This is a genomic window from Aquabacterium humicola (assembly GCF_030167915.1).
In the GTDB taxonomy this organism is placed as follows: Bacteria; Pseudomonadota; Gammaproteobacteria; order Burkholderiales; family Burkholderiaceae_C; genus Pseudaquabacterium; species Pseudaquabacterium humicola.
This window is the reverse complement of record NZ_JARGNB010000001.1, coordinates 609,350-634,495: the sequence shown is the minus strand read 5'-3', so window position 1 is coordinate 634,495 and position 25,146 is coordinate 609,350. Positions and strand designations below refer to the sequence as shown.

General features: G+C 72.1%; 22 protein-coding genes. 9 read left to right on the top strand and 13 right to left on the bottom strand.

Going from position 1 to position 25,146, the window contains the following annotated elements:
• The first annotated feature begins 13 nt into the window (after positions 1-13).
• The 3 genes from acnA to P1K89_RS02940 all read left to right on the top strand — a co-directional run bounded on the left by acnA (position 14) and on the right by P1K89_RS02940 (position 5,108).
• Positions 14-2,734: an aconitate hydratase AcnA gene (acnA, locus tag P1K89_RS02950; RefSeq protein WP_284614864.1), complete on the top strand. Its 2,721-nt coding sequence runs from the start codon at positions 14-16 to the stop codon at positions 2,732-2,734.
• Between the two features lie 13 nt (positions 2,735-2,747).
• Positions 2,748-3,917 carry an NAD(P)/FAD-dependent oxidoreductase gene (locus tag P1K89_RS02945; protein WP_284614863.1) on the top strand — a complete coding sequence of 390 codons (1,170 nt, stop codon included), beginning with the start codon at positions 2,748-2,750 and terminating at the stop codon, positions 3,915-3,917.
• Positions 3,918-3,980: 63 nt separating this feature from the next.
• Positions 3,981-5,108 carry a hypothetical protein gene (locus tag P1K89_RS02940; protein WP_284614862.1) on the top strand — a complete coding sequence of 376 codons (1,128 nt, stop codon included), beginning with the start codon at positions 3,981-3,983 and terminating at the stop codon, positions 5,106-5,108.
• 37 nt (positions 5,109-5,145) lie between these two features.
• Here P1K89_RS02940 and P1K89_RS02935 read toward each other — a convergent pair whose 3' ends face one another.
• Both P1K89_RS02935 and P1K89_RS02930 read right to left on the bottom strand, forming a co-directional pair.
• Positions 5,146-7,689, bottom strand: coding sequence for a PAS domain S-box protein (locus P1K89_RS02935; protein WP_284614861.1), 2,544 nt, complete (start codon positions 7,687-7,689; stop codon positions 5,146-5,148).
• Positions 7,690-7,695: 6 nt separating this feature from the next.
• A complete protein-coding gene (locus P1K89_RS02930; RefSeq protein ID WP_284614860.1) occupies positions 7,696-8,406 on the bottom strand; it encodes a riboflavin synthase subunit alpha in 711 nt (236 codons plus the stop codon).
• Between the two features lie 56 nt (positions 8,407-8,462).
• Between P1K89_RS02930 and P1K89_RS02925 the strand changes: the two genes are divergently transcribed.
• Together P1K89_RS02925 and P1K89_RS02920 are read left to right on the top strand one after the other, a co-directional pair.
• The gene (locus tag P1K89_RS02925; protein WP_284614859.1) at positions 8,463-9,257 is read left to right on the top strand and encodes a crotonase/enoyl-CoA hydratase family protein; all 795 of its coding nucleotides are present in this window, start codon (positions 8,463-8,465) and stop codon (positions 9,255-9,257) included.
• A 12-nt stretch (positions 9,258-9,269) separates the two neighbouring features.
• Positions 9,270-10,397, top strand: a complete 1,128-nt coding sequence (locus P1K89_RS02920) for a DNA alkylation repair protein (protein WP_284614858.1) — start codon at positions 9,270-9,272, stop codon at positions 10,395-10,397.
• 71 nt (positions 10,398-10,468) lie between these two features.
• Here P1K89_RS02920 and P1K89_RS02915 read toward each other — a convergent pair whose 3' ends face one another.
• From P1K89_RS02915 to P1K89_RS02865, 11 genes are all read right to left on the bottom strand, one after another.
• The gene (locus P1K89_RS02915; protein ID WP_284614857.1) at positions 10,469-11,212 is read right to left on the bottom strand and encodes a head GIN domain-containing protein; all 744 of its coding nucleotides are present in this window, start codon (positions 11,210-11,212) and stop codon (positions 10,469-10,471) included.
• Between the two features lie 5 nt (positions 11,213-11,217).
• The gene (locus P1K89_RS02910; protein ID WP_284614856.1) at positions 11,218-12,507 is read right to left on the bottom strand and encodes a metallopeptidase TldD-related protein; all 1,290 of its coding nucleotides are present in this window, start codon (positions 12,505-12,507) and stop codon (positions 11,218-11,220) included.
• A gap of 2 nt (positions 12,508-12,509) precedes the next feature.
• Positions 12,510-13,859, bottom strand: coding sequence for a TldD/PmbA family protein (locus P1K89_RS02905; protein WP_284614855.1), 1,350 nt, complete (start codon positions 13,857-13,859; stop codon positions 12,510-12,512).
• A 99-nt stretch (positions 13,860-13,958) separates the two neighbouring features.
• A complete protein-coding gene (locus P1K89_RS02900) occupies positions 13,959-15,575 on the bottom strand; it encodes an MFS transporter (protein ID WP_284614854.1) in 1,617 nt (538 codons plus the stop codon).
• A 91-nt stretch (positions 15,576-15,666) separates the two neighbouring features.
• Positions 15,667-16,326, bottom strand: coding sequence for an NUDIX hydrolase (locus P1K89_RS02895; RefSeq protein ID WP_284614853.1), 660 nt, complete (start codon positions 16,324-16,326; stop codon positions 15,667-15,669).
• 10 nt (positions 16,327-16,336) lie between these two features.
• Positions 16,337-17,140, bottom strand: coding sequence for a crotonase/enoyl-CoA hydratase family protein (locus P1K89_RS02890; RefSeq protein ID WP_284614852.1), 804 nt, complete (start codon positions 17,138-17,140; stop codon positions 16,337-16,339).
• A gap of 62 nt (positions 17,141-17,202) precedes the next feature.
• Positions 17,203-17,931 (bottom strand): CCXG family PEP-CTERM protein, encoded by a 729-nt coding sequence (locus tag P1K89_RS02885; RefSeq protein WP_284614851.1) that lies wholly within the window; start codon positions 17,929-17,931, stop codon positions 17,203-17,205.
• 175 nt (positions 17,932-18,106) lie between these two features.
• The gene (locus P1K89_RS02880; protein WP_284614850.1) at positions 18,107-18,463 is read right to left on the bottom strand and encodes an ArsC family reductase; all 357 of its coding nucleotides are present in this window, start codon (positions 18,461-18,463) and stop codon (positions 18,107-18,109) included.
• 44 nt (positions 18,464-18,507) lie between these two features.
• Entirely contained in the window at positions 18,508-18,984 is a 477-nt protein-coding gene (locus tag P1K89_RS02875; protein ID WP_284614849.1) for a hypothetical protein, read from the bottom strand.
• 84 nt (positions 18,985-19,068) lie between these two features.
• Entirely contained in the window at positions 19,069-19,977 is a 909-nt protein-coding gene (locus tag P1K89_RS02870; protein WP_284614848.1) for a c-type cytochrome, read from the bottom strand.
• A 313-nt stretch (positions 19,978-20,290) separates the two neighbouring features.
• Positions 20,291-20,452, bottom strand: a complete 162-nt coding sequence (locus P1K89_RS02865) for a hypothetical protein (protein ID WP_284614846.1) — start codon at positions 20,450-20,452, stop codon at positions 20,291-20,293.
• 164 nt (positions 20,453-20,616) lie between these two features.
• Between P1K89_RS02865 and P1K89_RS02860 the strand changes: the two genes are divergently transcribed.
• Genes P1K89_RS02860 through P1K89_RS02845 form a run of 4 tightly spaced genes read left to right on the top strand, consistent with a single transcriptional unit; the run spans position 20,617 to position 25,087 of the window.
• The gene (locus P1K89_RS02860; protein WP_284616299.1) at positions 20,617-21,207 is read left to right on the top strand and encodes a 2-oxoacid:acceptor oxidoreductase family protein; all 591 of its coding nucleotides are present in this window, start codon (positions 20,617-20,619) and stop codon (positions 21,205-21,207) included.
• Entirely contained in the window at positions 21,200-22,453 is a 1,254-nt protein-coding gene (locus P1K89_RS02855) for a transketolase C-terminal domain-containing protein (protein ID WP_284614845.1), read from the top strand. The genes P1K89_RS02860 and P1K89_RS02855 overlap by 8 nt, the downstream gene beginning before the upstream one ends.
• A gap of 4 nt (positions 22,454-22,457) precedes the next feature.
• Positions 22,458-23,459, top strand: a complete 1,002-nt coding sequence (locus P1K89_RS02850; protein ID WP_284614844.1) for a thiamine pyrophosphate-dependent enzyme — start codon at positions 22,458-22,460, stop codon at positions 23,457-23,459.
• On the top strand, positions 23,456-25,087 hold the full coding sequence (locus tag P1K89_RS02845) for an NAD(P)-binding protein (protein ID WP_284614843.1): 1,632 nt from the start codon (positions 23,456-23,458) through the stop codon (positions 25,085-25,087). The genes P1K89_RS02850 and P1K89_RS02845 overlap by 4 nt, the downstream gene beginning before the upstream one ends.
• Positions 25,088-25,146 lie beyond the last annotated feature (59 nt).

Genomic DNA, 25,146 nt, shown 5'->3' with positions numbered 1-25,146 from the left:
CGACGGAGACTCCATGACCCACCCGTTTGCCGACACGCTGCAGGACCTGCCCGCCGCCGGGCGCGGTGCCCGCTTCCACTCGCTGCCGAAGCTCGCCGAACGTTTCCCGAACGTCGCCCGCCTGCCGGTGTCGCTGCGCATCGTGCTCGAGAGCGTGCTGCGCAACTGCGACGGCAAGCGCGTGGACGCACAGGACGTGCAGGTGCTCGCCGAATGGCAACCCACCGCCAACCGCACCGCCGAGATCCCGTTCGTCGTCGCCCGCGTCGTGCTGCAGGACTTCACCGGCGTGCCGCTGCTGGCCGACCTGGCGGCGATGCGCAATGTCGCCGCGTCGCTGGGCCGGAACCCGAAGACGATCGAGCCGCTGGTGCCGGTGGACCTGGTGGTCGACCACTCGGTGATGATCGACCACTACGGCACGAAGCAGTCGCTCGACCTGAACATGCAGCTGGAGTTCCAGCGCAACCGCGAGCGCTACGCGTTCATGAAGTGGGGCATGCAGGCCTTCGACACCTTCGGCGTCGTGCCGCCGGGCTTCGGCATCGTGCACCAGGTCAACCTGGAGTACCTGGCACGCGGCGTGCACCGCGGCGCCGACCGCGTGCTGTACCCCGATTCGCTGGTCGGCACCGACAGCCACACGACGATGATCAACGGCATCGGCGTCGTCGGCTGGGGCGTCGGCGGCATCGAGGCCGAGGCCGCGATGCTGGGCCAGCCGGTGTACTTCCTGACGCCGGACGTGGTCGGCTTCGAGCTCTCGGGCCGGCTGCGCGAAGGCGTCACCGCGACCGACCTGGTGCTGACCGTCACCGAGATCCTGCGCAAGCACAAGGTGGTCGGCAAGTTCGTCGAGTTCTTCGGCGAGGGCACCGAGAGCCTGTCGCTGCCCGACCGCGCGACCATCGCCAACATGGCGCCCGAGTACGGCGCGACGATGGGCTTCTTCCCGGTCGACGGGCGCACGCTCGAGTACCTGAAGGGCACCGGCCGCACGGCCGACGAGCTGCAGGCCTTCGAGGCCTACTTCCGCGCGCAGGGCCTGTTCGGCGTGCCGCGCCCCGGCGACATCGACTTCTCGTCCGTGATCCGGCTCGACCTGAACACCGTCGCGCCCTCGCTGGCCGGGCCGAAGCGGCCGCAGGACCGCATCGAGATCGGCCAGGTCGCGCAGCGCTTCACCGGCCTGCTCGGCGCGCTGCCCGAGGCCAACGGCTTCAACCTGCCGGCCGCGAAGATCGACCAGGCTGTGGCGCTCGACAGCGGTGTGACGCTGCACAACGGCGACGTGCTGATCGCCGCGATCACCTCCTGCACCAATACCAGCAACCCCGGCGTGATGCTGGCCGCCGGGCTGCTGGCGAAGAAGGCGGTGGCGCGCGGGCTGAAGGTGGCGCCGCACATCAAGACCTCGCTGGCGCCGGGCTCGCGCATCGTCACCGAGTACCTCGAGAAGTCGGGGCTGATCCGGCCGCTGGCGCAGCTGGGATTCCACCTGGCCGCCTACGGCTGCACCACCTGCATCGGCAACGCCGGCGACCTGGCGCCCGAGATCAACGACGCGATCAGCCGCAACGACCTGGTGTGCGCCGCGGTGCTGTCCGGCAACCGCAACTTCGAGGCGCGCATCCATCCGAACCTGAAGGCCAACTTCCTCGCCAGCCCGCCGCTGGTGGTGGCCTACGCGATCGCCGGCACGATGCGGCGCGACCTGATGACCGAGCCGGTCGGCCATGACGAGGCCGGGCGCGCGGTGTACCTCGGCGACATCTGGCCGTCCAGCGACGAGATCCACGCGCTGATGCGCCATGCGCTCGACCCCGAGGCGTACCGCCGCAACTACGCGCAGGTCGGCGCCAAGCCCGGCGCGCTGTGGGAAGGCATCGAGGGCGTCAAGGGCCAGGTCTACGACTGGCCGCCGAGCACCTACATCGCGCAGCCGCCGTTCTTCGCCGACTTCCGCATGAAGCCCGCCGACGACGACGGCCTCAACGGCGTCAGCGGCGCGCGCGTGATGGCGCTGTTCGGCGACTCGATCACCACCGACCACATCTCGCCCGCCGGCTCGATCAAGGACAGCTCGCCGGCCGGCCTGTACCTGCAGGCGCAAGGCGTGCCGAAGCTCGACTTCAACAGCTACGGCGCGCGCCGCGGCAACCACGAGGTGATGATGCGCGGCACCTTCGCCAACGTGCGCATCAAGAACCTGATGCTGCCGGCGCGGGCCGACGGCTCGCGGGTCGAGGGCGGCATGACGATCTACCAGACCGACGGCGTCGACCACGGCCACACGCTGCCGATCTACGACGCCGCGATGAAGTACATCGCCGCCGGCGTGCCGACGGTGATCTTCGCCGGCGAGGAATACGGCACCGGCTCCAGCCGCGACTGGGCGGCCAAGGGCACGCAGCTGCTGGGCATCAAGGCGGTGGTGGCCAAGAGCTTCGAGCGCATCCACCGCAGCAACCTGGTCGGCATGGGCGTGCTGCCGCTGCAGTTCAAGACCGGCGACTCCTGGCAGAGCCTCGGGCTCAAGGGCGACGAGCGGATCGACATCGTGATCGACGGGCCGCTCGCGCCGCAGCGCGAGGCGACGCTGGTGATCCGCCGCGCCGACGGCAGCGAGAAGCGCGTCGCGCTGATCCTGCGCATCGACACGCCGATCGAGGTCGACTACTACGAGCACGGCGGCATCCTGCCCTACGTGCTGCGGCAGCTGCTCGCGGCATGACCCCGGGCCCGCGATGCGCGTAGTCATCATCGGTGGCGGCGCCATGGGTTCGGCGGTCGCGCTTTTCCTGAAGCGGCAGGGCGGCGCGGGCGTCGACGTCACCGTGGTCGAGCCCGATCCCGGCCTGGCGCGCGCCTCGTCGGCGTTGTCGGCCGGCTCGATCCGCCAGCAGTTCTCGAACGCGATCAACGTGCGCATGTCGCAATTCGGGCACGAGGTGATCGCCAACGCGCAGGCGTGGCTGGGCGTCGATGACGAACCGGTCGACCTGGGCTTCGTGCCCTCGGGCTACCTGTTCCTGGCCACCGGCTCGACCGGCGTGCTCGAGGCCAACCATGCGGTGCAGCGCGACCTCGGCGTGCCGGTGCGGCTGCTGGCGCGCGACGAGCTCGCTTCGCGCTTCCCGTGGCTGCGGGTCGAGGACGTGCAGCTCGCGAGCCTGGGCGAAGGCGGCGAAGGCTGGTTCGACGGCTACGCGTTCGCGCGGGCGCTGGCGCGCAAGGCGCGCTCGATCGGCGCGCGCTGGCACAGGGCACGCGTGACCGGCCTCGAGCGCGAGGGCGACCGGCTGCGCGCCGCGTCGCTCGACGACGGGACGCGCCTGGAGGCCGATGCGATCGTCAATGCCGCCGGCCCGTGGGCGCGCAGCGTCGCGGCGCTGGCCGGCGTCGCGCTGCCGGTGCATGCGCGGCGCCGCACGGTGTTCGCGTTCAGCTGCCCCACCACGCTGCCCCTGACGCCGCTGGTCATCGACCCGAGCGGCTGCTGGTTCCGCAGCGAAGGCCACCAGTTCATCGGCGCCTGGACGCCGGGCGAGCACGACGACGATCCCGACGACCTGCCGCTGGACGAACCCGACATCGCGCTCTTCGAGGAGCGCCTGTGGCCGGCGCTCGCGCACCGCGTGCCGGCCTTCGAGGCGCTGCGTTTGACGCGCGCCTGGGCCGGCTACTACGAAGTGCACCCGCTCGACCACAACGCCATCATCGGACCGCATCCCGAGCTCGCCAACTTGCTCTTCGTCAATGGTTTCTCGGGCCATGGCCTGCAGCACGCACCGGCCGCCGGCCGCGGCATCGCCGAATGGCTGCTCGAAGGCGGCTGGCGCAGCCTCGACCTGTCGCCCTTCGCCTACGCACGGCTGGCCGAAGGTCATGCCTTCGCCGAACTAGCAGTTATTTAGCAAACCGGCGCGGTCGTCGGGACTACGATTCCTGATTCCCTTTTCGACCGATCCGGAGTTCCCATGAAGATGCACCTGCTTGCGCTGGCTGCGGCCGCCCTGCTGGCCGCCTGTGGTGGTGGTGACGACAGCGCCGCCGGCACGCCGATGTTGACCCCCGCCGCCAGCGCGGACGGCCTGCGCCGTGCGCTGTCCGCGGTGCGCGTCGAAGCCGTCACGCCCGAGCAGGCCGCCGAGCAACTGCTGAACTACGCGCAGGTGTCGCCGTACGCCAGCTACTTCCCGGGCAACCCGCAGACGCAGACCTTCGGGCCGTTCCGCTTCCGCTACTACCCGGCCACCGGCATCTACCTGGGCGTGGTCGTCACGGCGGGCCAGGGCTACACGATGAACGGCGTCTACGTGATGGGCGGCGCCTTCGGCAACGACCCGGTCTTCCAGGGCCTGCTCACCGACTTCATCACGCCGACCGATCCGAACCCGCCGCCGACGGGCGCGAACAACGGCTGCTACGACCTGTCGCTGCTGGAGGCCACCGGCACGCGCATCGTCGTGAACTACCAGCACTCGGGGACGACGAGCGGCACGCAGACGGTGGACATGGTGGTCAACGGCCCGAAGACCTTCGAGGGTCGCCAGGCCATCGAATCGTTCGTCAAGACCACCGGCACGCTGACGGTCGAGGGGGAGACCGGCACCACGACCCTCGAGGCGAAGAACTACGCCAAGCGCACCGGCGACGCCGAGGTGACGGAGTACGGCTCCGACGCCGTGCTGACCACCACGATCGCCGGCTTCAACGTGACGATGACCACCAAGTCGGTTTCGAATCCGCCCTTCGCGGACAAGCAATACGGACTCGCCGTGGGCCAGTCGATCACGCAGTCCCAGACCGATACGACGACCAGCACCACCAGCGGCATCCCGGGCGTGCCCTCGACGCCCCAGACGACGACCACCACGACCACGACGACGACGAAGTTCGTCGGCCGCGAGTCGGTGACGGTCCCGGCGAAGACCTACAACACCTGCAAGTTCGAGACGACCACCGCCGGCGTGCCGAACGTGGTCACGACGATGTGGGTCGTCGACGGCAAGGGCGTCATGGTGAAGATGCAGACGACCGAGAACGGTGTCGTCAGCACCAAGCAGGAAGCCACTTCGGCCACCCTGAACGGGGCGTCGCTGTAAACCTGCCGGAGCGGATGGCGCCCGGCCTGGCCGGGCGCTACCCCTGCAGCACCCGCAGCACCGCGGGCCCGAGCTCGTCGACGGTGTTCTCCTTGCGCACCAGGCCACGCACGCCCAGCGTCGCGGCCTGCGTGCGCATCTGCTCGGTGATGTAGCCCGAGCTGATCAGCACCGGCAGTGACGGCCGGATCCGCGCCAGCTCCCGCGCGACGTCCAGCCCGGACAGGTCGGGCATGTTGTAGTCGGCGACCACGAGGTCGAAGGCCTGGGGCGCGGCGCGCACCGCGTCGATGGCGTCCTGCCCGCTGGCGCAGCCGGTCACCAGGTAGCCCAGGCTGAGCAGCAGGCCTTCCTCGGTCAGCCGCATCACCTCGTCGTCGTCGATGCACAGGATGTGGCGCGGCCGGTCCGCGACCGGCCGCTGCGGCGCCGCGACCGCCGCCTCGGGCCGGTCCTCCTCGGTGGCCGGTGCGGCCACCGCCGGCAGGTACAGGTGGAAGGTCGAGCCGCTGCCGGGCGCGCTCTCCACCGCGATCGCGCCGCCATGCTCGGTGACGATGCCATGCACCACCGCCAGCCCCAGCCCCGTGCCGGTGCCCACCGGCTTGGTGGTGAAGAACGGTTCGAAGATGCGCGCCCGCGTCGATTCGTCCATGCCGCGGCCGCTGTCGCGCACCCACAGGTGCGCATGCGGACCCGGCGCCAGCCGATGGCCCAGGCGCAGCACCGCCGCGTCGTCCAGCAGCGCCGGCGCCACGCCGATCTCGATGCGGCCGCCCGAACCCGGCAGCGCATGCCAGGCGTTGGAGCACAGGTTCATCAGCACCTGCTGCACCTGCGTCGCGTCGGCGCGCACGAACAGCAGCTCGTCGTCCAGGCGCGCCTCCAGCCGCACCGCCGCGGGCAGCGAGGCCCGCAGCAGCGCGATGGACTCCTCGACCAGCGGTTGCAGCGCCTGCGCCCGCAAGGCCTGCGGCTGGCGGCGGCTGAAGGCGAGGATCTGCTGGACCAGGTTGCGCGCGCGCTGCGCCGAGCGGTCGATCTGCGCCAGCCGTTCGGCGCCCTCGCCAGCGCCCGCCCCCTCCTGCCGCAGCAGGCTCAGGTTGACCAGGATCGCGCCGAGGATGTTGTTGAAGTCGTGCGCGATGCCGCCGGCCAGCGTGCCGAGCGACTCCATCTTCTGCGACTCGCGCAGCGCCGCGTCGGCGCGCTGGCGCTCGATGCAGATCGCCGCCATCTGCGCCGCGCTGGCCACCAGCATGGTCTCGGCCTGGTCCGGCACATGGCGCCGTCCGCGGTAGATGCCGAAGGTGCCCAGCAGCGCGCCGCCGCGGCCGAGGATCGGCTCCGACCACACCGAACCCAGCTCGGCGGCCACGGCCAATGGGCGATAGGCGGACCAGTTCGGATCGGTCGCGATGTCGGCGGTGACCACGCGCCGCCCGGTGTGTCCGACGACGCCACAGGTGCACACCTGCGGGCCGACCGCCAGGCCGTCGGCCGCCTCGCGGAAGAACGCCGGCAGCGACGGCGCCGCCAGCAGCCGCAGCCGGCCCTGCTCGAGCGCCGTGATGCTGACCTTCGCGGCGGGCAGCTCGCGCTCGACGTGCCGCGCCAGCGCGGCCATCACCTCGGCCAGCGGCGCCCCGTCGGCGACCATCGTCAACAGCTCGTTGCGCGCGGCAGCCCGCGCGGCGACGAGCCGGCGCTCGGTGATGTCGGTGACCATCGCCAGCGCGCCGGCGTAGGCTCCGCCATCATCGAAGACCGGGCTCGTCGACAGCGCGGCCCAGACGTCGCGGCCGTCCTTGTGCACGAAGCGGAAGTCGTGCTGCTCGCCGATGCCCTGGCGGCGGCGCTCCAGGTGGCGCGCGGCCTCCGCGCGCGTCGCTTCGTCCATGAAGTCGAAGAGCGAGCGATTGAGCATCTCGGCCGGCGTGTAGCCCAGCATGCGGGCCAGCGCCGGGTTGACGAAGGTGGTGCGGCCCTCGGCATCCACCGACCAGATGCCCTCGCGCGCGGTCTCGACGATGCGGCGGTAGCGCTGTTCGCTGGCCAGCAGCTCGGCCTCGGCGCGACGCAGCGCGCTCAGGTCGCGCGCCATGATCAGCCGCGCCGGCTGGCCTTCGAAGTCGATCGCGTCGGAGACGATCTCGACCTCGAAGACCTCGCCGTTGCGGCGCTGGTGCCGCCACACGGTCGGCGCCGGGCTGGCGGTGGCCGCCGGCGTGCTCTGCAGGTAGAACGCCAGGCGCTCGCGATCCTCCGGCGGGCGGATGTCGAAGATCGACATGCCGAGGAACTCCTCCTCGCTGTAGCCGTAGGCGCGGATGGCGGCCTGGTTGGCCGCCAGGAAGCGGCGCGACCCGCGCTCGGTGATGAACATCGGCAGCGGGTTGCGCTCGAACAGCAGGCGGTAGGTGGCCGGGATCTGCGCCCCCGCGGGGGCCGCGGCAGACGCGGGTGCTGTGGGCGCCGCGGGTGCCGCGGGTGCCGCGGGTGCCTCAGGTGCCGCCGGGGCAGGCGGCGCCGCGCAGGCCGGCGCTGGCGGACTGCTCGGCGACGGCGGCGGCGTGACCATGCGCGATCAGGTCCCGGGCTTCGGGCCGGCGGGCGCGGCCAGTTCGGCGAGCTCGTGGCCGCGTTCGGCGAGCAGCTTTTCCAGCACCGGCAGCAGCGTGCCCAGCCGCTCCTCGAGCGCGTCGCGCACCGTGTCGACGACGACCTGCGTGCTGCGCTCGATCTCGATGTTCAGCGCGTCGCCCTCGCGCTTGGCGCCGAAGCTGGTCATGCGCAGCGTCTCGGGGATCAGCCAGACCTCGAACCAGCCCTCGCGCCGGTTGGCCTCGGCCACCGTTAGGCTCGCGCCGTTGACCGCGATGTAGCCCTTCGCGAAGACATAGCGCATGTGCGACGGCGGCACGCCGATGCGCAGCACGCGGTTGTTCTCGGGCGTGCGGATGGCCACCAGGGTCCCCAGGCAGTCGACATGGCCGGACAGCGGATGGCCGCCGATCTCGGCGCCGTCCCGGGCTGCACGCTCGACGTTCAGCGTGCTGCCGACGGTCCAGCGGCCGAGCGTCGTCAGGTCGAGGCTCTGCTGCATCACGTCGAAGGCGGCGCGGTTCCCGCCCAGCCGCTCGGTGACCGTCAGGCACACACCGTCGCAGGCCACGCTGGCGCCGATCTCGAGGCCTTCGTCGAAGCCGGGCGGCATCTGGAGCACCAGGGTGCGCAGCCCCGGGCGGTCGGTGATCGCGGCGACGGTGGCGACGCCTTGCACAATGCCGGTGAACATCTGGGAGACAACAGGCTCGTGAGAGAGTCCGCAGCTTAGCAGCGAGGAGACCTTCGATGTCCGACCCCTCCGAACGCCCGGTGCGCCTGGAAAGCGACGGCCCGGTGGCCACCATCACGCTGCACCGGCCCGGGTGCCGCAACGCGGTCGACGGCCCCACCGCCGCGGCGCTGCGCGAGGCCTTCGAGGCCTTCGAGGCCGACGACGCGCTCGCCGTCGCGGTCTTCACCGGTGGCGGCGGCCACTTCTGCGCCGGCGCCGACCTCACGTCGCTGTCCGACCCGGCGCGCGCCAACGTGCTGACGGCCGACGGCAGCGGCCCGGGCCCGATGGGGCCGAGCCGCATCGACTTCGCCAAGCCGGTGATCGCCGCCGTTGAGGGCTATGCCGTCGCCGGCGGCCTGGAGCTCGCGCTGATGTGCGACCTGCGCATCGCGGCGAAGAGCGCGGTGTTCGGCGTCTTCTGCCGCCGCTTCGGCGTGCCGCTGATCGACGGCGGCACGGTGCGCCTGCCGCGACTGATCGGCATGGGCCGCGCGCTCGACCTGATCCTCACCGGCCGGCCGGTGCCCGCCGACGAGGCGCTGGCGATGGGCCTGGCGAACCGCGTCGTGCCCGACGGCGAGGCGCTCGCCGAGGCGCAGGCGCTGGCGCGGCAGATCGCCGCCTTCCCGCAGCGCTGCCTGCGCGCCGATCGCGCCAGCGCCTTCGCGCAATGGGACCTGCCGCTGGCCGAGGCGCTGCAGCGCGAAGGCGCCGGCGGCTACCCGGTGGTCTTCGCCGAGGCGCAGGCCGGTGCCGCGCGTTTTGCCGCGGGCGCCGGCCGCCACGGGCAGTTCGATCCGTCCTGAATCCGGGAGACCATGGAACCGTTCAAGAATTTCATCGACGCGACGCTGGTGCGCAGCATCGGCACCCACCTGCAGCGTGCCGACCGCCGCTTCGCGCGCCGCGACTTCGAGGCCGCGGCGCTCGACGGCCTCGAAACGCTGGAGTTGAAGGACCGCGTGCGCCGCATCGCCGACGCGCTGGTCGCCACCCTGCCCGACGACATCGACCGCGCCTGCGCGCTGATGGAAGCGGCGCTGGGTCCCCCCGGCGATGCCGACGACCTGTCGACGCAGCGCACCAGCGACGCCGGCCTCGGCGGCTGGGCGATCTGGCCGCTCACCGAGGCGGTTAGTCGCATCGCGCTCGACGACCCCGAACGCGGCCTCGCCGCGCTGCATGCGATGACGCAGCGCTCGACCGCCGAATTCGCGATCCGGCCCTTCATCCTGCGCCATCCGGACGTCTGCTGGCCCACGCTGGCGCGCTGGGTGCACGACCCGAGCGCGCACGTGCGCCGCCTGGTCAGCGAAGGCAGCCGCCCGCGCCTGCCCTGGGGCCTGCGCCTGCAGCCGCTGGTGCAAGACCCGACGCCCACGCTGCCGCTGCTGGAGGCGCTGCAGGACGACGGCAGCGCCTACGTGCGGCGCAGCGTCGCGAACCACCTGAACGACATCGCGAAGGACCACCCGGCGCTGGTCGCCGGCTGGCTGTCGCGCCACCTGCCCGGCGCATCGGCCGATCGCACCGCCTTGCTTCGGCATGCGAGCCGCGGCCTCATCAAGGGCGGCGACGCGGCGGCGCTCGCCGCGTGGGGGCTGGGCCAGAAGTTCAAGGGCGACGTGGCGTGGTCGGTCTCGCCGCGTCGCGCGCACCTCGGCGGCGCGCTGGCGCTGGGGCTCGACCTGCATTCGCGCAGCGCGAAGCCGCAGCGGCTGGCGATCGACTACGCCGTGCACCACGTCAAGGCCGACGGGCGCCTGACGCCGAAGGTGTTCAAGGGCTGGGTGATCGACCTGGCGCCGCGCGAGCAGCGGCGCCTGGAACGCCGCCATTCGCTGAAAGCCGTGACGACCCGGCGCTACCACGCCGGCCGCCACCTGGTGGACCTGCGCATCAACGGCCAGGTGCTCGCCGAGGCGGCGTTCGACCTGAGCCTCTGAATTCAGGGGGGCGGCCCAGCCGATCCGGGTCCCCCGGTCGGCTGGATCCCTGGGGACGACGCCGCAGGCGTCTAGGGGGGCGGCGTCAGCCCCAGCGCCGCGACCTTGCCGGCGCCGCCGCGCGCGACGTCCGCACGGGGCTTGCCGTAGTAGCGCAAGGCGCCGGCGCCCCCGACGCTGCCCTGCAGCGATTCGCGCACCCACAGCACCGCCTGCGCGCTGCCGCCGATGCGCAGGTCGGCCTCGCGGGTGGACAGGCGCTTGGCGCTCAGCGTCGACGCGCCGCCCAGCGCGCCGCGCAGCACGCCCGCGCTGCCGCCGAGGTTCAGCACGCCGCTGCCGCCGCCATCGACGGACAGCTGCTCGACCGCGAGGTCGCTGAACTTGATCACGCCGGCGCCGCCGATGTCCAGCCGCAGCTTCTCCGCCTTCCAGCGACCCGGCGCGACGAGGCCGGCGGCCCCGGACACCGTCAGCGCATCGATGCGGCGCGCGGTGACCACGATCGACAGCGTCGTCGGCTTGATGTTGCCGCGCTGGCCGATGTCCAGCGCCGCGCCGCGATGCACCACCTCGATCAGCGGCTGGAGGTTGTCGTCGGTCTCGACCTCGATGCCGTCGCGCTCGCCTTGGCGCAGCTCGACCTTCACGCTGCCGGACAGGCGCATTGTATCGAAGGCCTCGACGACGCGCACTTCGCGCGTTACCGTGCCCGAGCCCCGGGTCGTGCCGCCGAAGCTCCATGGGGCGGCCGGCGCCGCGGCCGGCGCCAGCAGCGCACCGAGCAACAGCGTGCGGCGGGTCGAAGCGCGCATCTCGATCATGAGAAGTGCATCCCCCCGATGCGCAGCCACGGCAGGTTCCAGCCGCCGGTGTCGATGCGCTCGCGGCTGACCGCCAGCACGTCGAGCAGCATGCGCGCGATGTTGCCACTGACCATCACCTCGCGCAGCGCCGGGCCGACCGTGCCGCCCTCGACCAGGAAGCTGTTCTTGATCACGCCGGAGAAGTCGCCGTTGGGTGCCGGGTTGCCCATCGACAGCCGGCCCACCAGCGCGCCGTGGCGCACGCCGGCGAGCAGCTCGGCCAGCGGTGTCGTGCCGGCCGGCACGTCCCAGCCCGCGCCGGCGATCGGCACCTGGCGAAGCCCGGTCTTGCGGCTGCCGTAGAGCGAGGGCGTCAGGTTCATCAGCACACCGTCGCGCAGCAGCTCGACCGGCGGCGCGACGTGGCCGTCGGCCGAGATCGCCGCGACACCGGGCGCGTCGAAGCGGCTCTTCAGCGACAGCAGCGGCGCGGCGACGGCCTGGCCCAGGCGTTCGCGGTACAGCGAGCTGCCGGCGATCAGGTGCATGTCCGAGAGCTGGCCCTGCAGCCAGCCGAGCAGGCTGGCGACGGCCGGCGGCGTCAGCACGATGTCGCCGACGAACTTCGAGGCGATCGGCTGCGCGTCGACCTGCCGCACCGTGTCGCGCAACATCGGCTCGATGCCGCCGAAGCCTTGCGCCGGCGCCGCGCGCAGGTCGTTGGTGGTGCCTTCGGCGTAGTTGAACGAGCTGACGCGCTGGCCGATGCGTGCGGTGCCGAAGGCGGTGACGCGGTACCAGCCGAGACGGCAGCCGATGTCGCTGCCGCCGCTGCTCAGCAGCTTCGATTCGAGCCGCTGGTGCGAGACGAAGCCTTCCTCGAGCATCATCGCCGGCGTCTCGGTCTCACGGAAGTGCAGCAGCTCGGCCACCTTGTCGGCCAGCCGCGCTTCGTCGGCCTCCTGCGGGCCCTGCAGCAGGTCGGCATGCTGGCCGGCGGTCAGGGCGTTCGCATCGTCCTGCGGCGCGGTGCGGGCGTCGGCGAACAGCGCGCTAACCGCGCTGCGCACCGCGTCGTCGGACAGGTCGCTCAGCTCCGTCGCCGCCATGCGGCCGTCGACGATGCCGGCCAGCGCCAGCTTGTCCACCGTCGTGCTGCGCAGCAGGCTGGGCTCGTTGTGCGCGAGGTTCAGCTCGGTGCCGGAGAGCCGGCTCGCCTCGGCGCGCGCGGCGTCGAAGCCGGCGGCCTTCATCAGCGCCAGCGCCTGTTCGGCCTGGTCGTGCAGGCTCATGGTCGCGGCCATCGTCACTGCCCTCCGAGGTGGGCCTGCGCGCGCAGCGCCGGGCCACCCATCGAGACGACCATCGTCTGCTTCTTGCCGCAGTAGCCCGAGCAGTCCCAGTACATGTCGTCGGACACCGCGTCGACGCTCTGCAGCACCTTGATCGCGCTGCCCGACAGCGTGGTGTCGCGCACCGCGCGGCCGATCCGCCCGTCGCGGATCTCGTAGGCCAGCGTGATGCCGAACATGAACTCGGTCGTCGAGTCGGCCTGGCCGTTGGCGGTGTTCAGCAGCAGGTAGCCGCGCTCGACGCCGGCGATCATGTCCTCGTACTTGTCCCGTCCGGGCAGGATCGCCGTGTTGCGCATGCGCACCAGCGGCTCGTCGTTCGGGCCGAAGGCGCGCGCGCTGCCGGTCGCCTCGATGCCGAGCCTGGCGGCGGTCTCGCGGCTGCTCATGAAGCCCTTGAGGATGCCGCGCTCGATCAGCACGGCGTCGCGTGCCGGCGTGCCTTCGTCGTCGACGTAGACCGGCACCATGGCCTCGGCACCGTCGACGCTGTGCGCGAAATCGACCATCGACACCAGGTCGCTCGCGACACGCTGGCCGACCAGGTCGCCGGTGATCGCGCCGCCGAGCACGATGTCGGCCTCGCAGGGATGGCCCATCGCCTCGTGCGCCAGCATGCCGGCGAGCTTGGGCGCCATCACCACCGTGTGCAGCCCGCCTTCGGCCTGCACCGCATGGCGCTTGGCCTGCAGGTGGCCGTGCATCCTGTCCAGCAGCGGCGCGAGCGCGTCGACGGTGAAGTCGATCTCGGCCAGGCTGCCCTTGCACGACAGCGGCTCGAAGACCTCGATCGGCGTGCCCTGCTCGTCCTCGCCGATCAGCGTCAGGTAGCACAGCGCACGCTGGATCGATGCCAGCGATTCGCCGCCGACGCTGGTGGTCAGGCGCTTGACGTGTTCTTCCTCGAGCAGCACGAAGCGCGTGGACTTCAGGCCCGGGTAGCGCTGCTTGCAGTGCGCATGCAGCGCGGCCAGCCGGTCGCTGCAGTCGCCGGCGCTCATCGCGGGCTTGCCGGCATAGCGGTGCTCGCCGCGGTAGGCGCCGCCGGGCAGCGCGTGCGGCTGGCGGGCGCCGAAGCGGGCCATCGCGCGCGCGTTGCGCAGCGCCTGCTGCTCCAGCTCGGCGGCATCGCCGCCGGGCGCCGACGCGAAGCCCCAGTAGCCGCCGTCGTAGACGCGGCTGGACAGGCCGCCTTCGCTCATGCGCTGGTTGACGACGAGGTTGCCGTCGACCATCAGCATGCGGTTCTTGCGCAGCTCGTGGCGGCGCACTTCCCGATAGGGGGACTGCAATGCGGAGGACATCGTTGTTCCCTGAGGTTGTCTTGTGGGACGACGATGATAGGTCGCGACAGAAGCCCCCACGCGCCGGTCTCGGACCGGTCGCCGGGCCGCTCGCGGCGATCAGCGTTCGGCGATGTAGTGCTGCATCGACACCGTCTCGCCGTCGATCACGAAGGCGCGCACGCGCGCTTCCAGCGCCTGGTCGGCCAGCGTCGCGCGGGCGCGCTGGTGCAGGTAGTCGGCCCACGAGGTGACGATGAAGCGCTCGACGTAGCGCGACGGGTCGCCGAGGTCCTTGTACAGGCGCCAGAAGGTGGCGCCGTCGCGCTGGCGCGGCGCGCGCAGCAGCGCGACGGTGTCGAGGAACTCGGCGGTGTCGACCGGGCGGATGCGGTAGCCGAGTTCCACCGCCACCGGGCCGGCCTCCGGGTCAGGCTCGTCGGCGACCAGCAGGTCCTCGAAGGGCACGTGCGGCGCCTGCGTCACCTCGGACGCGGCTCCCATGCGCAACGGGAAGGGCTTCACCAGCAGCAGCCCGGCGAACATCAGCGCCGCGGCGATGCACAGCGCCGCCTGCAGCCCGAACACGCCGGCGACGATGCCCCAGAAGGCCGAGCCGATCGCGAACGAGCCGAGCGCGCTGAGCACGTGCATCGCGGTCGCTCGCGAGCGCACCCACGGCGGCGCGCTGGTCTGCGTCGCGGTGTTGAAGGTCGACATCACCGCCATCCACGCCGCACCGGCGGCCACCAGCGCGATGTACACCGGCAGCGCCCAGCGCGAGAACGCGGCCACCAGCATCACCGCGGCGAAGATCACGCAGCTCGTCCCGACGAGGCGCTCCAGGCCCACCTTGTGGCGCAGCGGGCCGATCACCAGGCCGACGGCGACCGCGCCGGCGCCCAGGCAGCCCATCAGGAGGCCGAAGCCTTCGGCGCCCAGCCCGAGCCGCTGCTGGCCGATCACCGGCAGCAGGGCCCACAGCGCCGAGCCGGACGCGCCATAGGCGGCTGTGCGCACCAGCTGCGCCAGGATGGTCTGCGAATGGCGCGCATAGCGCAGCCCCGCCAGCGTGCCGCCCCACAGGCGTTCGGCCGGCAGCCGGCTCGGCGGGTGCGCGCGCGGCGGCCAGCGGCGGATCGCCAGCGCCATCGCCGCGGTGCCCAGCAGCGCGAGGCCGAACACCGAGGCGCCGCCGGCGAACGCGAACACCACGCCGGCCAGCGCCGGCCCCAGCGCGCGTGCCGCGTTGTAGGCGATGCTCATCGCCACGATGGCCTGCGGCAGCTCCTCGCGCGGCAGGATCTCGCCGACGGTGGAGTTCCACGCCGGCGACATCATCGCGGTGCAGCAGCCGATCAGGGCGGTGAAGAAGAGGATGGTCGCCGGCCCGGCCCAGCCGGTCAGCACCAGCAGCGCCAGCAGCGCCACCGAGGCCGCCTGCGTGTACAGCGCCAGCAGGATCAGGCGGCGCCGGTCGGTGGTATCGGCCAGCACCCCGGCCGGCAGCGCCAGCACGAACATCGGCAGGAACACCGCGGTCTGCACCGAGGCGACGAGGAAGGTCGAATCGGTGCGCTCGACCATGAACCACGCCGCCGCCATGCCCTGCATCGCGTTGCCGATGAAGTACGCGGCGCTCGCGAACCACATGCCGCGGAACACGGCGTGGTGCAGGGTGCGCCAGACGGACGGCGACGCGGTGCTCGACGGGGAGGCGGTGTCGCGCGGGCTCATCGGAGCGCCGACTGTAGCGCCGGAGCGCTGCTGCATTCGCGACCGGCCGCATCGGCTGTTGCCGGCCGTTCGGCCAGCTGTCGTCGGCCGTTCAGCGCCACGCGAAACGCGGCTGCCCGAAGTGCGCGACGCGCATCGCGCGGCCTTCGATGCAGACTTCCCGGAACTGGTACAGCAGCGCGGCGGTCGGCGCGGCGATCCAGCCGTCGCCGATCGGCATGCGCAGCACCGGCGGCTCGTCCGGGGCCTCCTGCGTCAGCAGCGGGGCGTCCGGCCGCTGCAATTCGGCGATAGGAATGCGGTGCAGGCTGGCCACCTCGTCGGGATTGGCCCGCAGCGTGCGCACCGCGCCGCCCCAGACGACCACCGGCGTGATCGCATAACCGGAGCGGGTTTCGTAGTCATCGAGCCGGCCGAGGATCGCGGCTTCGGGCAGGTGCAGCGCGACCTCCTCGTCGAGCTCGCGCAGCGCCGCGGCATCGGGCGTCTCGCCCTCGTCGATGCGCCCGCCCGGGAACGCGAACTGGCCGCCGTGCTGGCGCAGCGAAGTGGCGCGCAAGGTCACCAGCAGCGCCGGCGCATCGCTCCAGCCGGCCGGCTCGGTCACCCCGGGCAGCTGCGCGCCCTCGCCTTCGTCGAGCACGACGATCGCCACCGCGGCGCGCCGCAGGTCCGGCGCATCGATCGCCTGCCGCGGCCAGGCCGCCAGGCGCTCGCGCAGCAGCAACTCCAGGGCGGCGTCGGTGCGCATCGGGGGTCCGTCAGGCCTTGAACTGCGGCGCGCGCTGCTCCAGGTTGGCGCGCACCGCCTCCATCTGGTTCGGCGCGCCCATCAACGCCACCTGCTCGTCGGACTCGGCCTGGAACAGCGCCGCGTCCGAATCGCCGCGCGCGGCCGCGTTCAGCAGGCGCTTCGCGGCGCGCAGCGCATCGGGGCTGCGCTGCGCCAGCTCGGCGGCCAGCGCGCGGGCATCGGCCAGCGGATCGGCGCACACGCGCGTCGCGAGGCCCAGCGTCACCGCTTCCTCGCCGACCACGACCCGGCCGCTGAAGGTCAGCTCGCGCACGACGTCGTCGCGCAGCAGATGGCGCATCAGCACGATGCCGGCCATGTCGGGCACCAGGCCCCACTTGATCTCCATCACCGACAGCTTGGTCGCCGCGTCGATGTAGCGCAGGTCGGCGCCCAGCGCCACCTGCAGGCCGCCGCCGAAGGCCACGCCGTGCACCGCGGCGATCACCGGCACCGGCAATTCGCGCCAGCCGCCGCCGATGTACTGCGCCGAGTTCATCGGGCCGTGCGTGCGGGCGCGCAGGTCGCGCGTGCCGCCGGGCTCGCCGGCGCCGATGCGGCTCATGCGCTGCATGTCCAGGCCGGCGCAGAAGGCGCGGCCCTCGCCATGCAGCACGACGACGCGCAGGCCGGGCGTGTCGCGCAGCGTGTCGATCGCGCCGGCGAGCGCGTCGAACATCTCGAAGTCGAGCGCGTTCATCTTGTCGCCGCGGGTCAGGCAGACCTCGGCGATGCCGGGCTCGGTGAAGGTGATGCGGACGCGGTCGTTCATGGGGAATCGGTCTCCTCGGGCGAACATGCCCGACGAGGCCGATTCTGAGCCGCGCGCGGCCTTCAGCGCTGTCGCGCGTGCAACGTGCGATCGAGTTGCCGGTCGAACCGGCGACGCAGAGGCCGCCAGGCCAGCGCCGCGAGGGCCGCGGCCAGCAGCGCGAGGCTGCCCGGCTCCGGCACGGCCACCGCGGGCCGCTGCAGCGCGTCGCTGGTCGAGAACACCGTCCAGGCGCCGCTGGCGCCGAGCCGGAACTCCCCTTGCTGCGCGCCGTCGCAGCAGCCTTCGAGGCCGTAGGCCACCAGCCGGTGGGCGCCGTCGTCGAGGTCCAGCCCCAGGGCCTGGAAGATCTGCGCGGGCTGGCCGAAGCTGCCGGCCCACCACATGTCGCTGGTGCGCACGGCCAGCAGCTGGCCGTCGAGGAACAGCGCGCCGCCGCGGCCGAAATCCGGGCCGATGCGCAGACCGAAGTCATCGCCCTGGCCGCCGCTGGTGTGGAAGTCGACGACAAAGGCGAAGGCCAGTTCCTGCACGCCACCGCCGCACTGCACGTGGTTCGCCAGGCCGGCGTAGGCCAGCGGCGACGCGTCGCAATAGCCGGCGGTGGGCGCGACGGCGATCGCCGACTCCAGCAGCGCCCGGTAGTACTCGGCATTCGCCGCATCGCTGCCGAGGTTCGGCGCCGCAGCGTCGGAGTGGCGCGTGTGCATCGTGATCACGCTGGCCTCGGCCGGCGCGAGCGCGACGAGGCTCAGCGCGGCCGCCAGCGCGGCCATCATCGAACGGATCATCGGGAAGACTCCTCACCTCGGCCCCCTCGGCCGACATCGGGATATCGGCGGGGTCGCGGGGAAGCTTGACCCCCGCGAACGCGGGGGGCGCAGCAGCCGTTGCCGGCAGCGGTGGGGCCAGCGTCTCGACGCGCGAGCGGAAGACGCCGGCGTGGCCGCCTGCGCGGCGCGCCGGTCAGCGCGCGGCGTGCCGTTCGAACTCGGCGGCGTCGAAGCCGACGCTCGACGCGCCGCCGCGCCACTCGACCACCGGCCGCTTGATCACGCTGGGCTGCGCCAGCATCAAGGCCTTCGCGCTGGCCGCGTCGGTCACCCCCGCGCGCGTGGCGTCATCGAGCTTGCGCCAGGTGGTGCCCTGGCGGTTCAGCAGGCGCTCCCAGCCGTGCGCAAGCATCCAGGCATCGAGCCGGTCGGCCGGCACGCCGGCCTTCTTGTAGTCATGGAAGGCCACGTCGATGCGGTGCTCGGCGAACCAGGCGCGGGCGCGCTTGACGGTATCGCAGTTCGGAATGCCGTAGAGGGTGATGCTCATCCCGGCAAGTATCGCGGCCGATCACGGCCGACCGGCGCGCCGCTTCACTCGCGGTCGCGCGACGGGGCGTCGCACATCGGGTCGGGCATGTAGCCGCCGCCGCTGATCACCTTGCCCTCGGGCGACAGCGTGACGCGGAACCACAGGCAGTCGTTGGTCGGGTAGCGCCACGACCAGGTCTCTCGGTTCATCCACTCGCCGGCGCGGTGGGCCGGCCGGCCGATCGTGCGCAGCAGCACGTCACGCGGCATGCCGTCGGTGATGGCCGCGAAGTGCGCCTCGTCGAGCACCTGGTCCCAGCGCAGCACGCGGCCCTGGCTGTCGAGGTCGACCATCCAGGTCATGCGGCCCATCGGTCCGGTCGCGTACTCGAGCCGGGTGGTGCCGTCGGGCATCGCATAGCGGCCGGTCGGGCGGCCGGCGGCGGCAGCGAGCTCGCTTTCGGTCTGGCCGGCGCGGAACGGCACGGCGCAGCCGGCGAGCAGGACGAGTAAGGTGGTCGCGACGACGAGACGGTGCATGGCGGCACTCCGGGAATCGGCGGATGAGGGTCCGATGATCGCCGCCGCGCCGCAGTTCCGTGGGCCGGACGGATCGCGCCGCCTTCAGTGCCCGCCCGCGGCGCGCGGCGGAACCGACTTCAGGTAGAGGAAGGCGGCGTCGAGGTCGACGTCGTTCATCTGTGCCAGCGCCTCGAAGGGCATCACCGGGCTGATCGCGCTGCCGTCGGGCCGCTTGCCGCTGCGCATCATCCGGCGGAACTGCTCGGCGCTGGCGTAGCGGGCCATCGCGCTGCCTTCGCCCGGCGTCAGGTTCGCGGCGGCCGGCCAGTCGGGCGGCGCGCCGGTGATCTTGCCGCCCGACAGCCCGGGGCCGTGGCAGCCGATGCAGCTCTGTGCGACGTACTGGCCGTGCTGCACGGTGACGCCCTCCGGCACCGGCTGGGCCGGCGGCAGGCGGTGGTCGATGCGCGCCGCGGCATCCTCGATCACGCCCAGGCCGTAGGCCACGCGCACCGGCAGCGGCAGCTGGATCACCGCCGCGCCGCCGTCCACCGCCGGCACCGAGCGCAGGTAGGAGGCGACGGCGACCACGTCGCCATCGGTCCAGCGCGCGAAGTCCTGCGAGGGCATCACCATCAGCGGCTTGCCGTCCGGCTTGACGCCGTGGCGCAGCGCGCGTTCCCAGTCCTCGCCGCGGTAGCGGGCGACGACGCCGTCCGGCCGCGGGCTGATGTTCGGACCGGCCAGCTTCAGGCCGCTCTTCGGATCGTCGACGAAGGTGCGGCCGCCGGCGTTCGCGCCGTGGCAGTCGGCACAACCGCGCGACAGGTAGAGATAGCGGCCGCGCTCCAGCGTCGCGGCGTCGTCGCTGAACGCGAGCGGCCGCCGCGCGATGTCGACGGTGCGCGACTGCAGCGTCGTGCCGCGGTGCTCGGCGATGCCGACGGTGGCGGCGCCGGCGGCGACCAGCGCAATGACGGTGCCCAGGGTGATCTTGATCCAGCGTTTCATCGTGTGCTGCCTTGGAAGTTCGAAAGTCGATTCGTCTACGCGCCGGAGCCACGGGCAGATCTGGCACGAAGCCCGGCGCGGCGTGAACGAGTTGCAGCACACTTTAGGAAACGCAGGGTCGGGCGACATCGCCCGGATGGGCCATCCGGGGCGGCGGCCGAAGAGCCACGGGGCAGGCGGAGTCGTCGCCGGCGGGATCGCCGGTGAGGTCGCCGGAGGAGTCGGCGACGGGGACGCAGAGGGTTCGCGGCGGGGTCGCCGGGGGGGCGCCCCAGGGATCGCGGCGGGGTCGGCGGATGAGTCGCCGGGTGGGTCAGCGCCCCGACGCCGTCGTCGGAACTGCTGCGGCCGCGGGCGCGGCCGGCTGCGCCACACCCGGCGCGCCGGACACGGCAAGCGCAACGACCACCGCGGCGATCAGCAGGCTGCCGATCACGCCCAGGCACTGCCTGCGCTCGAGGTCCTTCTCGTCCATGTCGCGGCTCCCGGATCAGGGCTGATGTGGCGGCGATGGTCGCGCAGCGGGCGTCCGCGGGGGTTGATCGCCATCAACCCGTGCAGCACCGACATTGAGGGTTCGCAAGCCGGCGCCGCCGCCAACGCTCCAGCATGCGCATCTGCACGGAAGCCGGAGGCAGCATGTACCAGGTGCGCATTCATGGCCGTGGCGGCCAGGGCGTGGTCAGCGCAACCGAGATGCTGTCGGTCGCCGCGTTCGTCGGCGGACGGCATGCACAGGCCTTTCCCAGCTTCGGCTCCGAACGAACGGGCGCGCCGGTGGTGGCCTTCTGCCGCATAGCCGACACGCCGATCCGCACGCGCGAGCCGATCGTCGCGCCCGACGCGCTGATCATCCAGGACCCGACGCTGCTGCACCAGGTCGACGTCTTCAGCGGCCTGCAGCGCGACGGCACGATCCTGATCAACAGCGCACGCAGCCTGGAGGCGCTGGGCATCGGCGAATTCGCGGCCGGCTTCCGGGCCGAGCGGGTGCTGACGGTGCCCGCGACCGAGCTGGCCCTCGACCACGTCGGGCGCCCGCTGCCGAATGCCGCGCTGCTGGGCGCCTTCGCGGCGCTGGGCGGTCCGATCCTGCTGGCGGACGTGGTGGCCGCCATCGAGGCGCGCTTCAGCGGTGCCCTGGCCCGGGGCAACATCAACGCCGCCACGGCCGCGCACCGGTTCGTCCTGCAGCAGCAACGGCAACCCGCGGAGGCCGCCGATGCTTGAACAATGCGAAGGCTCGCATGCGGTCGCGCGGGCGGTGGCCGCCTGCCGCCCCGAGGTGATCTGCGCCTACCCGATCTCGCCGCAGACGCACATCGTCGAGGGCCTGGGCGCGCTGGTGAAGACCGGCGCGCTGCAGCCCTGCGAATTCATCAACGTGGAATCCGAGTTCGCGGCGATGAGCGTCGCCATCGGCGCATCGGCCACCGGCGCGCGCGCCTACACCGCCACCGCCAGCCAGGGGCTGCTGTTCATGGCCGAGGCGGTCTACAACGCCTCCGGGCTCGGCCTGCCGATCGTGATGACGATCGCCAACCGCGCGATCGGCGCGCCGATCAACATCTGGAACGATCACAGCGACAGCATGGCGATGCGCGACGCCGGCTGGATCCAGCTGTTCGCGGAATCGAACCAGGATGCGGTCGACCTGCACATCCAGGCCTTCCGCATCGCCGAGGAGCTGTCGCTGCCGGTGATGGTGTGCATGGACGGCTTCATCCTGACCCATGCGGTCGAGCGCGTCGACCTGCCCGACCAGGCGACGGTGGACGCGTTCCTGCCGCGCTACGAGCCGCGCCAGGTGCTGGACCCGGCCGAGCCGGTGAGCATCGGCGCGATGGTCGGGCCCGAGGCCTTCACCGAGGTGCGCTACCTGGCGCACGCGAAGCAGCTGCAGGCGCTGGACCTGATCCCGCAGGTGGCCGCCGAATTCCGCGCCCGCTTCGGCCGCGCCGCCGGCGGCCTGATCAGCCGCTACCGTGACGACGATGCCGAGACCATCGTCATCGCGCTCGGCTCGGTGCTCGGCACGATCAAGGACACGGTCGATGCGCTGCGCGAACAGGGCCACCGCATCGGCGCGGTCGGCATCACCTCGTTCCGCCCGTTCCCGATCGCGGCGCTGCAGGCAGCGCTGGCGCAGGCCCGGCGCGTCGTCGTGATCGAGAAGTGCTTCGCGGTCGGCATCGGCGGCATCGTCTCGCGCGATGTGCGCATGGCCTTGCGCGAGCACCCGCTGCCGGTGCTGGCGGTGGTGGCGGGCCTGGGCGGCCGCGCCATCACGCAGGCCTCGCTGCAGCGCCTGCTGCTCGATGCGATGGCCGACCGGCTCGAGCCGCTGACCTTCCTCGACCTCGACCACGAGCTCGTCGAGCGCGTGCTGGCGCGCGAGCGCGCCACCCGTCGTTCCGGCCCCATCGCCGAGGGCGTGCTGCGCGACATCGGCACGGTGGCCTCGCGCATCGGATGACACCATGGAAGCGATCAAGTTCTACCAGACCGGCACGTTCACGGTCGGCAATCGGCTGCTGTCGCCGCAGCAGCGCAGCGAGCAGGCCTCGCCCGAGCGCAGCAACGCGCTGAACTCCGGCCACCGCGCCTGCCAGGGCTGCGGCGAAGCGCTGGGCGCGCGCTACGCCATCGATGCGGCGATGCGCGCCGCCGGGGGCCGGCTGATCGCCGCCAATGCCACCGGCTGCCTCGAAGTGTTCTCGACGCCCTACCCCGAGACCTCCTGGCAGATCCCGTGGATCCATTCGCTGTTCGGCAACGTCGCGGCGGTGGCCACCGGCATCGCGGCGGCGCTGCGGGTGCAGGGGCGCGACGACGTGCGCGTGGTGGCCCAGGGCGGCGACGGCGGCACCACCGACATCGGCCTCGGCTGCCTGTCCGGCATGTTCGAGCGCAACGACGACGTGCTCTACATCTGCTACGACAACGAGGCCTACATGAACACCGGCGTGCAGCGCTCGTCGGCCACGCCGATGGCTGCGCGCACCGCGACGACCCCGGCCGTCGGAGAGCGGCCCGGCAACAACTTCGGCCAGGGCAAGTTCCTGCCTCGCATCGCCATGGCGCACGAGATACCGTACGTCGCCACCGCCACGGTGGCCGAGCTGCACGACCTCGAACGCAAGGTGCGCAGCGCGATGGCCCTGCGCGGCGCGCGCTACATCCACATCCTCGTGCCCTGCCCGCTCGGCTGGGGCGCGCCTTCGCAGGAAACGATCCGGCTGGCGCGCCTGGCGCACGAGAGCGGGTTGTTCCCGGTGTTCGAGGCGATGAACGGCGAGCTGACCGGCAGCTCGAAGATCCGGCGCCAGGTGCCGGTCGAGGCCTACCTGAAGCCGCAGAAGCGCTTCGCCCACCTGTTCGGCGCGCAGCCCGATGTCCAGACGCTGGAACGGCTGCAGGCGCTGGCCGATCGCAACATCCGCCGCTATCACCAGATGGACGCGGCAGGAGCAGTGGCATGAGCGCACCCAAGCCGTTCGCGATCACGCTGGATGTCGGCTCGTCGCTGGCCAATCACACCGGCTCGTGGCGCACCGAGCGGCCGGTCTATGTGCACCGCATGCCGCCATGCAACCAGGAATGCCCCGCCGGCGAGGACATCCAGGGCTGGCTCTACGAAGCCGAGGCCGGCCGCTACGAAGCCGCCTGGCGCCGGCTGGTACGGGACAACCCGTTCCCGGCGATCATGGGCCGCGTTTGTTATCACACCTGCGAAAGCCAGTGCAACCGCGGCCGGCTCGACGCACCGGTGGGCATCAACGCCGTCGAGCGTTTCCTCGGCGATGAGGCGATTCGCCGCGGCTGGGCCTTCGATGCCCCGCCGCCGCCCAGCGGTCGGCGCGTGCTGATCGTCGGCGCCGGGCCGTCGGGGCTGTCCGCGGCCTACCACCTGGCGCGGCTCGGCCATGCGGTGACGATCCACGAGGCGGGCCCGCGCCCCGGCGGCATGATGCGCTTCGGCATTCCGAAGTACCGCCTGCCGCGCGACGTGCTCGATGCCGAGGTGCAGCGCATCGCCGCGCTGGGCGTGCGCATCGAGCTCGGCCGCAAGGTCGAGCGCATCCTCGACACGATGCAAGAGGGCGGCTTCGACGCCGCCTTCCTCGCCGTCGGCGCGCACATCGCCCGGCGCGCCTTCATCCCGGCCGGCGATTCGGCCCGGGTGATGGATGCGCTGTCGGTGCTGCGCTCGATGGAAGGCGAGGCTCCGCCACTGCTCGGCCGGCGCGTCGTCGTCTACGGCGGCGGCAATACCGCGATCGACGTCGCGCGCACCGCGCGCCGGCTCGGCGCCACCGAGGCGCTCATCGTCTACCGCCGCACGCGCGAGAAGATGCCCGCGCACGACTTCGAGCTCGAGGAGGCACTCGAGGAAGGCGTGACGGTCAAGTGGCTGTCGACGATCCGCGAGGCCGGCGACCACAGCATCACCGTCGAGCGCATGGTGCTCGACGCCAGCGGCTTCCCGCAGCCGACCGGCGAGCTCGAGACGCTCGAAGCCGATGCGCTGGTGCTGGCGCTGGGCCAGGACGTCGACCTGTCGCTGCTGCACGGCGTGCCCGGTCTCGCCATCGACGACGGCGTGGTGCAGGTCGACCAGCGCATGATGACCGGCCACCCCGGCATCTTCGCCGGCGGCGACATGGTGCCGGCCGAGCGCAACGTCACCGTGGCCATCGGCCACGGCAAGAAGGCCGCGCGCCACATCGATGCGTGGCTGCGCGGCGCCGAGCTGGAACCGGCACCCAAGCCCGCGCTGGCCCGCTTCGAGCTGCTGAACACCTGGTACTACGCCGACGCCCCGCAGACCGTGCGCCCGCAGCTCGACCTGATCCGGCGCCAGTCCAGCTTCGACGAGGTGCAGGGCGGGCTCGACGAGGGCAATGCGCTGTTCGAGGCGCGCCGCTGCCTGTCGTGCGGCAACTGCTTCGAGTGCGACAACTGCTATGGCGTCTGCCCCGACAACGCGGTGACCAAGCTCGGCCCGGGCAAGGGCTTCGAGTTCAAGCTCGACTACTGCAAGGGCTGCGGGCTGTGCGTTGCCGAGTGTCCGTGCGGGGCGATCGAGATGGTGCCCGAGTTGCGCTGAGCACCGCGCAGGTTTGCGAAACCTCAACGTGCGGTGTCGCCTGCAAGCCGACAGTCGGA